This window comes from Sneathia sp. DSM 16631 (assembly GCF_014892235.1).
In the GTDB taxonomy this organism is placed as follows: domain Bacteria; phylum Fusobacteriota; class Fusobacteriia; order Fusobacteriales; family Leptotrichiaceae; genus Sneathia; species Sneathia vaginalis.
In genome coordinates, this window is record NZ_JADBHL010000007.1 from 20,161 (window position 1) to 35,502 (window position 15,342).

General features: G+C 27.9%; 13 protein-coding genes. All 13 read right to left on the bottom strand.

Annotated features, from left to right (window positions below; translation table 11 throughout):
• Positions 1 to 867, bottom strand: a complete 867-nt coding sequence (locus IMK15_RS03845) for an Hsp33 family molecular chaperone HslO (protein WP_046329163.1) — start codon at positions 865 to 867, stop codon at positions 1 to 3.
• A 2-nt stretch (positions 868 to 869) separates the two neighbouring features.
• Entirely contained in the window at positions 870 to 1,418 is a 549-nt protein-coding gene (locus IMK15_RS03850; protein WP_046329164.1) for a hypothetical protein, read from the bottom strand.
• 46 nt (positions 1,419 to 1,464) lie between these two features.
• Entirely contained in the window at positions 1,465 to 4,158 is a 2,694-nt protein-coding gene (locus tag IMK15_RS03855; RefSeq protein ID WP_192941959.1) for a POTRA domain-containing protein, read from the bottom strand.
• An 11-nt stretch (positions 4,159 to 4,169) separates the two neighbouring features.
• Positions 4,170 to 8,654 (bottom strand): translocation/assembly module TamB domain-containing protein, encoded by a 4,485-nt coding sequence (locus IMK15_RS03860; protein ID WP_192941960.1) that lies wholly within the window; start codon positions 8,652 to 8,654, stop codon positions 4,170 to 4,172.
• 157 nt (positions 8,655 to 8,811) lie between these two features.
• Positions 8,812 to 9,270, bottom strand: a complete 459-nt coding sequence (locus tag IMK15_RS03865) for an NUDIX hydrolase (protein ID WP_192941961.1) — start codon at positions 9,268 to 9,270, stop codon at positions 8,812 to 8,814.
• Positions 9,271 to 9,287: 17 nt separating this feature from the next.
• Positions 9,288 to 10,100: an ATP-binding protein gene (locus IMK15_RS03870; protein WP_192941962.1), complete on the bottom strand. Its 813-nt coding sequence runs from the start codon at positions 10,098 to 10,100 to the stop codon at positions 9,288 to 9,290.
• 36 nt (positions 10,101 to 10,136) lie between these two features.
• Positions 10,137 to 10,679 (bottom strand): tetratricopeptide repeat protein, encoded by a 543-nt coding sequence (locus IMK15_RS03875; RefSeq protein WP_046329169.1) that lies wholly within the window; start codon positions 10,677 to 10,679, stop codon positions 10,137 to 10,139.
• 59 nt (positions 10,680 to 10,738) lie between these two features.
• Positions 10,739 to 12,472 (bottom strand): DUF2207 domain-containing protein, encoded by a 1,734-nt coding sequence (locus tag IMK15_RS03880; protein ID WP_192941963.1) that lies wholly within the window; start codon positions 12,470 to 12,472, stop codon positions 10,739 to 10,741.
• The gene (yihA, locus tag IMK15_RS03885; protein ID WP_192941964.1) at positions 12,456 to 13,052 is read right to left on the bottom strand and encodes a ribosome biogenesis GTP-binding protein YihA/YsxC; all 597 of its coding nucleotides are present in this window, start codon (positions 13,050 to 13,052) and stop codon (positions 12,456 to 12,458) included. Before yihA ends, IMK15_RS03880 begins: the two co-directional genes overlap by 17 nt.
• A complete protein-coding gene (gene coaE, locus IMK15_RS03890; RefSeq protein WP_192941965.1) occupies positions 13,039 to 13,623 on the bottom strand; it encodes a dephospho-CoA kinase in 585 nt (194 codons plus the stop codon). Before coaE ends, yihA begins: the two co-directional genes overlap by 14 nt.
• Before the next feature lies 1 nt (position 13,624).
• A complete protein-coding gene (gene tnpA, locus IMK15_RS03895) occupies positions 13,625 to 14,062 on the bottom strand; it encodes an IS200/IS605 family transposase (protein WP_046329173.1) in 438 nt (145 codons plus the stop codon).
• Between the two features lie 11 nt (positions 14,063 to 14,073).
• Complete coding sequence (locus IMK15_RS03900) at positions 14,074 to 14,604, bottom strand: adenine phosphoribosyltransferase (RefSeq protein WP_046329174.1); 531 nt, start codon at positions 14,602 to 14,604, stop codon at positions 14,074 to 14,076.
• Positions 14,597 to 15,313: a hemolysin family protein gene (locus tag IMK15_RS03905; protein ID WP_192941966.1), complete on the bottom strand. Its 717-nt coding sequence runs from the start codon at positions 15,311 to 15,313 to the stop codon at positions 14,597 to 14,599. The genes IMK15_RS03900 and IMK15_RS03905 overlap by 8 nt, the downstream gene beginning before the upstream one ends.
• Positions 15,314 to 15,342 lie beyond the last annotated feature (29 nt).

Genomic DNA, 15,342 nt, shown 5'->3' on the forward strand with positions numbered 1-15,342 from the left:
TTAATCAACTTCTTTAAATCTATATGCCGCATTACAAAAATTACATACTGTTTCTATATACCCATCTTTTTGTATAATATCTTGTATTTCTTTTTTAGTATAAACTCTTTTTATTACATCTAAACAGTATTCCCTTGAACAATCACATTTAAAGCTTAATTCTCTTTCTTCAAGTACCTTATACTCCTCTATATCCTCGCATATTAATTTTAGTACCTTTTCCAAACTAAAATCATGTGCTAATAGTTCTTGTATTCCATAAATTTCTTTTATTCTCTTAACATATTTATCAAATACTTCATCACTACAATCTGGTAGAGCTTGTATGAATATTGCACCAGTTTTCAATATGCTATTACCCTCAGTGTACTTTATACCTGTTTTGATAATAGTTTTTAATTGTTCTGATTTGATATAGTATTCGCTTAGTGCATCTTCTATGTTCTTTGTATCATCTATATCTATCTCTGTATAATATGGACTCTTTAAACCTAAATCTGTTTCAAATCTTAGTACACCTTTGCCTATTCTGTATATCTTCTTAAACTCATCTAAGTCTTTGCACTCATTTAGTTTTTCAATTTTATCTGCATCTACCTCATTACTAGATATGACACGTCCATCTATTCTTGCTCTTGCGTGTGCCTTACCTAAAAGTCCATCAGCTTTCAATACAAGTGATATCTTACCTTCCTTTGACTTAATATTACTTGATAATATTGAAATAATATTAAGTAAGGCTAGCTCTGATGTACATAGTATGCCATCATATTCACTATTTTCTACTGCCTCTTTTGATATTTCTGTAGTATCTGCTATGGCAAATCTTACGTTTTTACTTATTCCTATTAAAATATTAGATTTCATTTTTACCTACCTATATTTGATATATTAGCTATTGAAGAATAATATCCCCCAAATATATTGTCTATATTTTTTGATGTAACATCAACTTTGTATTTTCTACCTTTTCTTACTAGAACATATTGATCTACAACCTTATTCTTTTTAAAGTTCCCACTAGATAAGACACTTAAAATTTCTTTTTCAATATTTACATCTTTTTGCCCATTAAATGTTTTTTGTAATGAACTTTGAAATACTTTTAGTAATAGATCTTGTACATCTATATTCACTATTTCAACATTTACAATTATACTCTTATCTTGCTGTTTTACTGAATTTAAAACTTTAAACTCTAAATTAGAATACAATGTATTAAAGAACATTTTTTGCATATCATTGCTAAAATTATGTTCTAGATTCTTAACAAAGTCTGGATTGTTTGATAATTCCATAGCTTTATCAACCTTTTTTTCCTTTACATCAGTTAAAAATGTTTCAACTGTTTTTTCTGGTGTTAAACCACACCCTATTGTTGTTAATAAGATTAATATTAAAAATATTAATTTTTTCATTTACTTCTCCTTATGTGTATAAGGACTAGCTATGCTAGTCCCTATATTAAAATGTTTGACCAAATCCAAATGAGAATTTTCCACCTAAATCAAAGCCTTTTTTAGTTCCTTTATCTTTATCAGCATCAGGTTTATTTATTAATGGCCATGCATAATCTAATCTGATTACACCTAAAGGTGTTGTTAATCTTGCACCTATACCTATATCTGCTTTAACATGTTCTTTAGTAAACATAGCTTTGAATCCTTCATATTGTCTAAGTCCTGCGTATCTTCCTGCATCTTCACCATAGAATACAGCTGCACCATGTTCATCATATAACGGATTATTATGTATACCAACTTCAGCAAATGCTACTAATTGAACATAGTCATTTATGTATGTTCTATTTTCTACAGTTGCAGTAGCTAAAATACTTGCTAATGAATCTGGATATCCTCTTAATATTGTTCCATCTGATGTATGGAATAGCATATTTTCAGGAGTTCCCTTACTTGCATAACCTAATGTCACTCTATATGCCATTGAGTTCTTATCTTTAATTACTTTATGATAAGCTCTTGCATCTAAGTTTAAGATATAGAATGGTCTTGGTTTTAATCTGTTTTCGTCTTTAGCTTCTTTCAAGCTAGGTAATTTATGAACTTCAAAATATTTTGCATTATATTTTTCTAAAGCCTTATCATACTTTTCGGTAGCAGCTTTCTTTGCACCTGCATCTTGACCACTTTCAGCTGCTTTTTTAGCATCGTATGCTGTTTTTAATTCATTACCTGCAGCAATTAAATCTGCATCTGTTTCAGCTGGTTGTGCTGGTTTTTGATTAACAGGAGGTTTTCCTGTTGCTGCACTAGTAGCACCTGTACTTGTTGCTACTAGTGCTGATGTATTACCACTTGCAGCATTATTATTTGCTGTACCACTTGTAGTAGTACCACCTGCAGTTGTACTGTTATTAGTATTTCCTTCTGTAATTCCTAAAACTTTATTTAATGCTTTCTTGTAATCAGTATATGATTTTTGTAATGTTCCTGTTCTTAAATTATATAAGTATTCATTCTTTAAGCTCTTTTCTCTAAAGATGTATCCTAATTCTGCTGTACCTGTGATGTATAGACCGTTTTTAGGTATGTACATATCGTCTCTTGTATCGTATGAAAGACCTAATGTTACTGATCCTAATGTGTAGTCAACTAATAATTGAGGTTTACCTTTCTTATCTTTTTTAGTGATACCTTCTCCGTTATATGTCTTTATTCCAAATAATCTAGGTTTTACTGTTGCAAAAATGTTGTGTTTAAATCCTTTTCCTAATGTTAAGCTTCCACCATATATGTATGATCCTGAAGGATTTAGTACATTCATTATTTGGTATGGAACATCTTTTTCAATTGTTTTATCTACAAATACAAATTGTCCATCCTTAGTTAATTCTTTATGTTTTTCTTTTGTTCTCTTAAAGAATACGTTTGCTCCTAATTGTAATCTATCAGTTCCTTTTATCCATGGATCAAAGAATGATGCACTTAAATCATAGTTTCCTCTTGTACCAAAGTTTGCTGATACTGATACATCTTGTTGTCTACCTAAGAAGTTCTTATCTGATAATGTAAGTCCTCCTGTGAATCCTTCTTTTGTTTCATAAGCAACTTGTCCATTAATTGAAGTTGTTGGTCTTTCTTCAACTAGGAATGTTAATATCTTGTTATTTGGGTTATTAGGATCACTAGTTATTCTTGGTTCTATTGAACTATATAGCCCAGTTCTGTAGAATTCTTTAATTGTTGAACCAATTTTAGCATCTGTAATTAATTCACCCTTCTTTATATTTGTCATTCTTTCAAAGATATATGGTTTTGTCTTTAAAACTACTTTGTTCTTAGATATTCTAACATTATCTTCAAATTCTATCTTTTTCTTGTATAATATGTCTGATACTTTACCTTCAGAAACTAGTATAGTTACACGTCCATCTGGTGTTGCAGTAGCTTTTTCTATTCTTGCTGCTACTAATCCATTTTGTTTGTATAATTGTAGTATTGGACTTACTTCTGGTTGTAATGCTAATATATTTAATACTTTACCTTCCTTTATACCTGCAAATTCTTTTACTTGTTCATTGTTAAATACTGTTACACCTTCTAAGTCTACACTTTTAACAATAGGGTTTTCTTTTACAGTTAATGTAATATCAACTGTCTTGTTTTTTGCATTTCTAGTAACAGTAGGCACAACACTTTCAAAATATCCTGTATTTACTATTGCTTGTGCTAATTCACTTACGGTTATTGGTGTGAAGTAATCACCTACTCTTAATCTTGAAGCGTTTAAAATGTTACTAATATTAACATGTTTTAAATTTAAAACTTTAACACTATTAACTTTAAGGTCTGTTCTTCTTGATGCTGCTTCTACCATTTGTTGTTGTTGTAATGCTTCCATTGCATGTTCTTTTTCTTCTACTTCTATTACTAAATCTACTGTATCGTTTTCCTTGTGTTCTACATGTTTAATCTTTATACCATCTAATAGATTAGTACTTGCAAGTGCTTTGTGAATTTCACCCAATGTCATGTTAGTGTATTCACTACCTTGTCTAACTGGTAAATTTTGAAGTATAAATTCCTTTGGTAACTCTTTTAAATTCTTTACTTCAATATTATTAACCTTTGTCGCCAATGAAGTTGTTGAAACTAATACGGCTCCTAATAATGAGGCTACTTTAATCTTGTTCTTCATACTTGTCCTTTCTATTTTTTAATTTGCTTTTTATCTTGTATCAACTTTTCACGCTTTTCGAATCTATTATTTATCTTTTCAAAAAACTCACCTATGTTATTAAATTTATTTGAATAATTTACTCCAGTATAGAAATTAATATTGTTGTTAGCTCTATCGTTTCTATCCAAATCATTAGATTTTATACCTACATTTGCTCCCAATCCGTCTCCTAGATTATATGACATATTTACATCATATTTGAAGTTATTTTTATTAGTATTAAATGGTATGCTAAACTTAGTATTCCAATATATGTTCTTTTTCTTTGCTATCTTACCTTGTAAGTGTAGGTTAAGTGCTGCTGTTTCTCCTAAGTTTCTAAATCCTATCTTATCCTTATTTCCAATGTTTGTTCCTATATCAAACTTAGTTAATCCTATCTTTCTTCCTATCTTATTTGTAAATTTAGATATGAATTGATTAACTGCTGTTTCTGCAGCAATATTAACTACATTAGAACTTACGTTACCTATAGAATGCTTATCAAATTTTATACCCTTAAATGCTAATAGTGATAGTATTTCGCTTCTAGACTTATTTGTTTGTGATCTAAAGTCTATCTTCAAATTACTTAAGTTAGAATTTGCGATAATTTCTACTGTTTCACCGTTAATTACTGTCACTGCTCTAAGATTTATTAATGGATCTATACCTTCATCTCTATCATCCATAGTTACATCTAGAACTTCTACAGAAAATTCACTGTTATTCAATGTGAACTTACCGTCTGAAGTATTAAATGATCCTATTATTGTTGGAATACCATTTGCAATAGTTAGTGTTGCACTTCCTTGTATTTCTCCATAAATATCTTTTAATACAAGATATGATGGTACATCTACTATTACTGGTTCATCCATATCGATATTTATATTAACAACATATCTTCTTAATATGTTATTGAGTATAATATTCAATTTCTTGGTTAATATATTTTCATCTTTCTTAGTTTTTTTACTATTAAACTTATTAACAAATGATAAGTCTTCAATTTTAGCACTATTTATCTGTACATTACCATCTAATTGTTCACCTTTTAGTGATAAGTTTGCAGATGTAACAATATCATTTCCGCTTATAGGGAGTCTTACATGATCTACTAACATATCTAGATTCATTCTACCTATGCTGATATTGTCTAATCCTGATACATTGTCTGGAATATCTGGAATTGTAAATTCACCTTTAACTTCAGCTGTTCCTCCATTAATATTACCATTAAATTCATTTACATATACATCTTTACCTGTCATGTTAATATTAACATTTAGATTATTAATATCAACTTCTCCAGTTTTAATTCCAAAGTTCTTTATATCTATATTACCTTTAGCTACACCTTTTCTTGCACTAAAGTTAACATTTGCAATACCCGTTGCATTTGAAATGTTAGGGTAAATGTTTAAGAATTCCAAATTAAAGTTTTGTGCTACTACGTTGAATGTATAGTCTAATGGTTTGAATTTAGCAAATCCTTCAATTAATATTGGATTGTTTTGGTATTCCAAATATCCTTGGTTTATATTAAGACCATCTTTATTTATTTGTCCGTCTAATATTAAGTTAGTTATATTATGTCCATCCACTGTTAACTGCTTAGATTCTAGTACTAAGTCAGCAAATATGTTGTCTAAATTTCCTTTAACTATTGTATTTACTTTCAACTTACCTGAATAATCTTTTCCTAAGTCTCTTAAATCAAATATCTTATCTTTTAAGTTATAGTCTATATTTAGATTATCCAATGCAACAACAAATGATGTGTTATATATTTTCTTTCCACTTGAATTTACTACATTAAATTTATCTACATGTAATATTCCAGTCTTTAATATATTGTTCATATTACCTTTTTCATAATATGCACTCAAGTCTATGTCTGGTAACTTCATATTCTTATACTTAACTTCAGATAATTTACCATCTATACTCATGAATATATCATCTTTTTTACCAGCTATTTGTATATTTGTCTTTAATTTAGAACTAAAGCCATCTATCTTCAATATATCATTTAATTGTTGGTCTATATCTAATTTGATATCAATATAGCCTTTCTTTGTATCATATATACCACTAATATCATTGCCATTAAGTTTAAAGTTTAGTGATAATATATTTCCTTTTAATGTTGCTAGTCCATCTAAGTATCCTATTAACTTATCCTTTATTACAACTGTTGATGGTTCTATCTTGAACACTGCATTTATATTATCTAATCTTCCACTTGCCTCTACCTTTAAAGTTGTTAAATCTAAGTTAATATCTGGTATATCATATATTGAATATATCATAAATTTATTTACATCTAATTGTGAATGTACTTCTTTAGTCTTTAAGTCGTATATAATATTACCTTTTACAAACTCATTATTAATATCTTTAATTAATAGATTCTTACCATCATAAGTAATATCAGCACCTAGTTCTTTTAATCTATGATATTTAAACCATGCTTCATTCATATTAAGTCTAGCTTTAATATCACGTGCTTTATCATCTAGTATATGATTTGCATATCCTTTTAAATTAACATCATATGCATCTACTATGTAGGCCATATGTTTTGAATTTATATCATAACTTACAGATATATCTTTTTTTACACCACTAAGTTTTGCTGATACACTAATAGGTACATCCTTATTTAATCTATCGTTGTCTATATTAAACATTTGCATTAAGTCTAACGCTTGTAAATTACCTTGTATATTGTAATCATGTCTTAAATTGCTAAATGTTGTAGTACCTGATACAGCTAAATTACCCATAGGTAACATAATCTTTGCATTACTTACAGCTTTTTGATTATCTATATTAGATGAAGTCACAATAGATACATTTTTACCTTTAAATGTACCTGATGCATTAACTACCAAATTAGCATTAAACTTATTTGTTGTTAAGTCATATACAACATTTTTTAAACTAGGTAAAGCTTTAATATTAATATCTTTTTTATTACTATATGGTATATATTGTTTAGCATTTAAATTAGCAATTAATTTTTTGTCTTTTAACTCAACCTTACCGTATAGTTGATTACTATCTAAGGTTATATATCCCTTAGTCATAGGTTCTAAATTAATATCCCCTTTAATATCATCAAGTTTTACTTCTTTTATATTACTTTTAACTAGATACTTACCAAAAATATTATTCTTATCAATATCATATTTAGAATTTATTTCTAAATCTATGTCTACTGGCTTTTTAATAACTTTTGACTTATATGATATATTGTATAACTTATCTTTTTCATTCTTGTCAACTAAAAGCTTTATATCCCTTATATCAACATCTTTAACATTTAATTGATTAGATTTTAAGTCTACCTTTATGTCCTTTATATTAACCTTGTCTTTTACATTAAGTTTTGTACTAATTGTTCCTTTAATAGCACCTTTAATACCAAGATTTAATTTTTTGACTAGCTCGTAATTATTAATCTTATCAAAAGATAAATTATTTGTCTTAAGAACAATACCTAAATCACTAGTATCGTTAGTATAGTCAATTAAAAATCCTAATTTATCATTATCATCTAATACTATATTCCCATTTACTTTAACTGTTTTACCATCCATTTTTACTTTTGCTTTCGCATTAGTAATTTCTTCGTCATAGTCCTTGTATCTTCCACTAGATATTACAACATCAAGATCTCCGAATAAGCTTGTCTTATTCCTATAATCAACTAACTTTATACTTCCATCTAACTTACCTTTTTTGATATCCAAAATATCTAAAGTAGCAAATTGGTATAAGGCATCGTCTATATCTAGATTCTTAAATTTGAACTCTTGTGTAGATACTGTGTCTAACTTAGACTTATTATCAAATGAAAATAGGCTTAATATTTTCATTGTTAAATTAGGCTTGTTGGTTAATCTCATACCTAACTCTTCTTTTTGTCCAGTTACACTTCCTAAAGATTTACCACTTACATTTATGTCATATTCTGACTCTAGTAAATTATCTATAGTTCCAAAAACATCTGTTACCTTCTTAGTAATTGCTTTTTTAAATGTCATGTTATTGTATAACACATCTATATTTTTTATTCTTACTCTAGAAAAATATGATGTTCTAGATACTTTTTCTGAGCTTCTTAAAATCTTATTAAGATTTAATGAACCATCCTTGTATTGTGTTATCTTTAGATTACCACCTGAAAAACTAACTCTACTTAATCTTGATGGTAAAAATGGATTAAAATACAAAGATCCGCTCTTTATGTTTCCCACTTCTTCGTTGTTCAAGTCCCGAATATTTATATCTTTCATTTGTATGCATAAGCCCTTAGCCCTTATATCCCTTACAGTAATATTAGTTCCAACTATATCCTTAAAGAATGTTTTTGACACAGAGTTTATGTTAATAAACGTTAAACTAAACAGTGACACTATGCAAAAAAAGAAAAGTATTAAAGTTGTTTTTCTTATTTTCTTCATAGTTCCCAACTCTTTTACTTAGTATTATACTATATTTTACTATAATTTAGTTCATATTTCAAGAAAATTTACACCCCCAAGATTTTATTGGAAGTTCAAAAAAATGAACCCATTTTGATTGTGAGTTCATGTTTTTTCTTTGGTAGTTATTTTTACCTCAATCCACCTCTACCTTATTTAACAACAATTTATCATCACTATACTCTGCTTTTGTCATAAAATATGAATAATCATTATTTACTATTTTTTCTATTAGGTATGCATCTGTTTCCCAAAGGTTCAATTTCTTTATATCGCTCTTTTTTATCCAGTGTAATTCACCTTCATCACAGTCTATCAAACTACCTTTAAAATCCCTAGTTGAAAATACATGTATATATGTTACATCATTATTAAAGATAAATGTCATATGTCCTCTAGGAATTAGATTGTATACATCTAATCCCGTTTCTTCTTTAACTTCTCTTACTACGCAGTCATATGGACTCTCATTTTTCTCAACATGACCACCGACACCTATCCATTTTCCTTCGTTTATATCATTTTCTTTCTTGTTTCTATATAGCATTAATACTTCATCATCTTTTTCTATATAGCAAACTGTACAAATTGTCATATTTTACCTTCTTATCACTATTTTTTAGTATACCCATACACATAATCAAGATTTATATTCTTCATTGCACTAAATATTCTCTTCTTTATTCCTGGATTCTTTTCCTCTAAATCCTTTAGTAATCTTTTTATCTCTTTTCTTTTACTAGTCACCTTATTTTGTTCAACACGGCAACCACAGCTCATTGCTCTAATATTATTACTCTTTGTAAAGTTAATTATGTCCTCTTCATGTACATAAACCATAGGTCTAATCAATGATAAATTACCACTTTCAGACTGTACCTTAGGTAACATTGTTTTGACTGTACCTGCAAAGAACATATTAATTAAAGTTGTTTCGACAACATCATCAAAATGATGACCAAGTGCTATCTTATTATATCCCATTTTTTCTAATTCTTTGTATAGAATACCTCTTCTCATTTTCGCACATAAAAAACAAGGGCTATCTGGTGCCATCTTATTACTTACTTGCCAGATATTTGTATCTATTATCTCACAATCAATACCCATGTTTTTTAGATTTTCCTTAAATTGTTTTAAGTCTTCTTCTTTAAACCCTGGATTTAGATTTATTGCACAAAATTCAAACTTTTTTGATTTATCTTTTTTTAATTCTTGAAATAGTTTTGCCATAAGCAAGCTATCTTTACCTCCAGATATTGCTAAAGCAATTTTGTCACCATCTTCTATTAAGTTAAAATCATGTATTGCCTTAATGAATCTAGACCATATTACCTTCCTATATTTTGTTCTTATGCTTTCTTCTATTTCTTCTACACTTTTAATTTCTCCACTTATATCTAACGATAAGCTTAATTTTACCATATACACCTCATTACTAAAAATGATGGAGTAACTCCATCATTTATTAAATCTACTCTTTACATAATCTAATTTTTCTTTTAAATCCTTGTCTGATGGATCTAAATTATATGCTGCTAAGTATTCCTTATACGCCTTCTCATGTCTGCCCATGTGTTCGTATTTTCTTCCAAAATCCACATGTGCTGTTATTATATCAAAGTCTAAGAATATTGCTCTGTCATAATAGCTACATGCATCTAATATTCTTCCTTGTCTTGAACAAATATTTCCTAAAAGGAATAGTACAAACGGTTCTTTTGAACTTAGTTCAAGCGATCTTTCAAGGCAAACCTTAGCTAAATCTAAAGTATCATTTTCGTAGTATAAATAACCTAGAAAAGCCATTATTTCATGATCTTCTGGTTTTTCTTCTGATAACTTCTCAAATATTTCTATTGCTTCATTATTGCGTTTATATGCATGATAAATACTTGCTAGTTGCTTTTGAGATTCTATATCATTTTTACTCTTAAGTTCTTTAATACTATCTTCTATATCTTCATTATATCTAAATTCTCTAAATATTAAAGTTTTAAGCATTTCTCTCTCCATTTTTGTTTTATAGAAAAATTATATCATAAAATATTTTTTAGTGCAAACTACCAACTAGATCCTCCACCTCCAGAGAATCCACCACCTGAAAATCCTCCACTACCACTTGAAAAACTTCCATCAGAATAGTTTGAATTTTCTACTTTTGGCATAGAATTAATATATATATCGTTATTAATACTACTAAAGTTATATATATATCCATAATATATACCTGAATAGATATAGTCTTCATCAAAGTTATTAGTTCTTATTGCATCATCTATCTTAGATATGAATTTAGAACGTATATTTAATGCTATCGCATAAGGTAGCATCTTATTCGCATAGGTTATTAATTCTTTTTCACTATCAAAATTTTTAAATATATTCTTTTCAGTTAAATTAAAATACATTAGAAATCCCTTAATATTTCTAAGTATGTCTTTACCTTCTTTTGTAAATATCATCAGTGATGAACAAGTGAAGATATTTAACAATAGAAGAGCTATAGGAAGTAATGTTGAAACATTAAATTCTAAAAGAGATATATTAATTACAAAGGTAATTATTGCTATTACTATGGTCAAAACCATAGGTAAATATACAAAACTTCCTACATTTGTCTTATATATCCCCGTAACATATCCATTAAGTTCAAGATTAGTCTTCATTAATACTTCTTTATTCTTAAGCAAATCATCTTTCGATCTAAATAGATTTAAAGCTGCCTTCTTTTCTTCTGGTGGTAATGTTGGTAAGATTTTTTCTAGTACTTCTGTTTCAACAAAACTATATTTTTTTTCATTTTCGTCTTCCCACTTTAGCCTATATTTTTCTTTTTCTTTTACCTTCTCACCTTTTTTTAAAATATATTCAACATCTTCATATCTATCAGTGGCTATTATCATCTTCTTAGTTAAGAAACTATAGAAAACAACTGTTAATAGGTTGTAGAGTACAGGTTTTATTGATATATTCTTCTTATACACCATATATGCTAAAGATGGACTAATCTTTTCATCTATCTTATACACAGGTTCTATAGGTCTATTATCTTTAAACTTTTTCTTTAATATACCTACTATTATGAATAAAATTAAAAGAACAAAAGAAATAGCTAGATTATATGTAAGGCTTGTATAGGCATTTATTATATTAAATATTCTATCCTTCATTGTATAGCTATATATTTTTTTATCTAAATTTAATTTAAATGTAAGCCCTTCATATGGTTTTAATTTATATTTTGTCCTTATTGTATTTCTATCTATTGTATAGTTATTAGTCTGACTTCTTAAAGGCCCTGTAAATACATACAAGTCTTTTATTGCATTATTATCAACATTCAATGTTATATTAGCTTTTTCTATATCCATATCCCAGTACTGTCCTATGACATTAAGGAATATTTGAGAAGTCTTATCATCTGTTCTTATGATATTGTATATATTATAGCTATTAGTTATTAATGTAGGCTTATCTTCTGGAAGATATACATCTTTATCCCCTAATCTATATGAATTTAACTTTGTTCCTCTTTCTAACATTACAGGTAAATTAGATTCAAAATCCTTTATACCAACCTTACTATTTAGGCTAAAAATATTACCTACATTATCTTTTACTATATATCTTATTAGACCATGTGTTAATTTACCTTCAGGGTTATATAGTATATTTTCCTTTATATTAATACTTTTATCCTTATTAACACTAACTATCACATCGTATTTCTCTATTTTTTCACCGTAACAAATTAAGGTCAAAAAAAGTACAAAAATACTAATTATTTTCTTCATTTTCCTTTATCCTTTCTTCAATGAAAGTAAGTAACTCGTCTGTCCCCTTATTTGATAGTGATGAGTGGAAAAATACATCTTCATTATTAAATACTAACTTCTTCTTTATTTCTTTTAATTGTCTAAATCTTTCATTATTTGATACTTTATCATTTTTGGTAAAGATAATGTAATATTCTTGATTATAGTGTTCTAACCACTTTAACATATCTATGTCTTCACTAGATGGTATTCTTCTAATATCCAAAAGTAGAAAAATTATTTTCTTTCTATCACAAGATAAATATGATTCTATAATATTCCCCCAATTTTTTTTGACATTGGCAGGAACTTTTGCAAATCCATAACCTGGTAAATCAACAAAATATATCTTATTGTTTATCAAAAAAAAATTAACAAGTTGTGTTCTACCAGGAGTCTTACTTGTTCTTGCAAGATTTTTTCTATTAGTTAATCTATTTATTAAAGAAGATTTCCCTACGTTTGATTTACCTATAAAGGCAAATTCTACCGTCTTATTTTCTGGATAATCTTGTTTTCTTGTTGCTGATTTTATATACTTTGCATCAGTTACATTCATTTTTTATCCTTTCTACCATCTCTTTTATATCTTTTTCAAGCCTTTCTATACTATGCGTATTTTCTATCACATACTTGGATAATTTTTTCTTTTCCTCTATATCAATTTGCGATAAAAGCATATCTTTTGCTTTAATTTCTGTTGTACAGTCTCTTTTCATTATTCTTTTTATTTGTTCTTTTCTACTTACGTATATTAGAATTATTTCATCAAAATACTTTTCTAAATTTAGTTCATATAGCAAAGGAACTTCTATAAAGGTAAGACCTTCTTTTTGTTTAGATATGATATCAATCATGCAAGCTATTATTCTTTTATGCATAATCTTATTTAAAGCTTTCCTTTTCTTTTCATCAGAGAAGATAAGGGAAGCTAATTTTTTCCTATCTATCTTATTATCACAAAAAACATCTTTAGATATTTTTTCTTTTATTTCTTCCTTAACTTCATCCTCGTTTAATAGGTCATGCGATATATCATCAACATTAAAAACCTTAAAGTTAAGCTTTTTTAAAACACTTAAAACTGTTGTTTTACCACAACAAATCCCACCTGTTATTCCTATAACCATATTATTCACCTATACAATTTTCAGTATGTTCATGATGTATTTCGTCACATTTAATATATTCTTCAATGTAGTGTAAAACTATATCGTTTGAGCTTACTCCTGTTGTTATTAAGAAATAGTTAGCTTCCCACATGGCAGTGCCACTTAGTTTATCTCTAACTTCTGGATAATAGTTCTTTATTTTTCTACTTGATGCACTCTTGTATGCGTTTATGAATTTATATAAATTTGTAGTAGGATATGCTTCAAATTTAAAGTGCATATGTGTTGCTTCAAAGTGTATTCCAGTTAAATTAACCTGATATGATACACTAATGTTTTTAAATATCTCTACCCCAAAATTCACTATATCTTCATTAAATATTGGTGTCTTATTCTTTGTTACTAATACAAGTTCATAGTGTAATGAAAATGCAGAATGATTGTATTCCTTAAACATTTATTCACCTTCTAATATTTTAATATTGAGTAAACCTTGTTATTATGTAGTTTTTCTCTACCATTTAAGTCCTTTAATTCTATTAAAAATGCTAATTCATATATATTTGCTTTTGCACTTTCAACTAATTTTACCATTGCTTCAGCTGTACCACCTGTTGCAAGTAAATCATCTACTATTAATACATTTGATCCTTCTGTTATTGCATCCTTATGTATTTCTATAGTATTTTTACCATATTCTAATTCATATGAAGCCTTTATTGTTTCTGCTGGTAACTTACCTAATTTTCTAGCTGGAACAAATCCTGCACCTATTTCATAGGCAATAACTGCACCAAAAATGAAGCCTCTTGCATCTGCTCCTAACACATAATCTATTCCCTTATTCTTATATCTATTTATGAAGTCGTCTATAATTAGCTTTAACCCTTGTTTATCCTTAAGTGCTGTTGTAATGTCTCTAAAAAGTATTCCCTCTTCTGGAAAATTAGGTATGGTTCTAATCATACTGCTTAATTTTTCATTTTCTAACTTAGTCATCTTTTTCTCCCTCTTCGTCTAAAAGTATTATTCTTACCTTGACGATTCTTTTATTTTCTACACTCATAACTTTTATTATATATTTATCCAGTGTTACTTGATCATTTTCCTTAGCAACTTGCCCTAACTTATATTGCACAAACCCTGATATTGTTTCATATTCTTCAGATAAAGGAATAGATATATTAATTTCTTCATCAATTTCGTCAACTGTTGTTTCACCTAATACATCATATATATTATCTGATATCTTAACTATACTATCTGCTTCAACATCATATTCATCACGTATATCTCCAACAAATTCTTCTAGTATATCCTCTATTGTAACTATACCTGATGTACCACCATATTCATCTATGATTATAGCCATATGGTTTTGTTTGATTCTAAAATCTTCAAATAATTTTGAGATGTTCATTGTTTCTGGAACATACATGGCCTTTCTCATATATTTTTCAATTTTTTGCTTATTATCAACATTTATTATATCTTTTAAATACAAAATCCCTCGAATATCATCTATGCTTTCTTTGTATACTGGTATTCTAGAGAAACCTTGTTCTATTATTTTGTCTATATTCTCCTCCAATGTTTGGTCTTTATCCAAAGCATAAATAGATGTTCTAGGTGTCATTATTTCTTTAACTGTTGATGAGCTCAATTCCACATTACTTTCTTCAGTTTTCTCTTCTTTCTCTTCTAACATACTGACAGTCTTCTCCTGTTTTATCCGTG

Excerpts from the sequence above, each read along its gene's own strand:
- IMK15_RS03850 (WP_046329164.1), bottom strand. The coding sequence starts at position 1,418 with ATGAAAAAATTAATATTTTTAATATTAATCTTATTAACAACAATAGGG.
- IMK15_RS03905 (WP_192941966.1), bottom strand. The coding sequence starts at position 15,313 with ATGTTAGAAGAGAAAGAAGAGAAAACTGAAGAAAGTAATGTGGAATTG.
- IMK15_RS03855 (WP_192941959.1), bottom strand. The coding sequence starts at position 4,158 with ATGAAGAACAAGATTAAAGTAGCCTCATTATTAGGAGCCGTATTAGTT.
- IMK15_RS03865 (WP_192941961.1), bottom strand. The coding sequence starts at position 9,270 with ATGACAATTTGTACAGTTTGCTATATAGAAAAAGATGATGAAGTATTA.
- IMK15_RS03860 (WP_192941960.1), bottom strand. The coding sequence starts at position 8,654 with ATGAAGAAAATAAGAAAAACAACTTTAATACTTTTCTTTTTTTGCATA.
- IMK15_RS03900 (WP_046329174.1), bottom strand. The coding sequence starts at position 14,604 with ATGACTAAGTTAGAAAATGAAAAATTAAGCAGTATGATTAGAACCATA.
- yihA (WP_192941964.1), bottom strand. The coding sequence starts at position 13,052 with ATGAATGTAACTGATGCAAAGTATATAAAATCAGCAACAAGAAAACAA.
- IMK15_RS03880 (WP_192941963.1), bottom strand. The coding sequence starts at position 12,472 with ATGAAGAAAATAATTAGTATTTTTGTACTTTTTTTGACCTTAATTTGT.
- IMK15_RS03875 (WP_046329169.1), bottom strand. The coding sequence starts at position 10,679 with ATGCTTAAAACTTTAATATTTAGAGAATTTAGATATAATGAAGATATA.
- coaE (WP_192941965.1), bottom strand. The coding sequence starts at position 13,623 with ATGGTTATAGGAATAACAGGTGGGATTTGTTGTGGTAAAACAACAGTT.
- IMK15_RS03870 (WP_192941962.1), bottom strand. The coding sequence starts at position 10,100 with ATGGTAAAATTAAGCTTATCGTTAGATATAAGTGGAGAAATTAAAAGT.
- tnpA (WP_046329173.1), bottom strand. The coding sequence starts at position 14,062 with ATGTTTAAGGAATACAATCATTCTGCATTTTCATTACACTATGAACTT.
- IMK15_RS03845 (WP_046329163.1), bottom strand. The coding sequence starts at position 867 with ATGAAATCTAATATTTTAATAGGAATAAGTAAAAACGTAAGATTTGCC.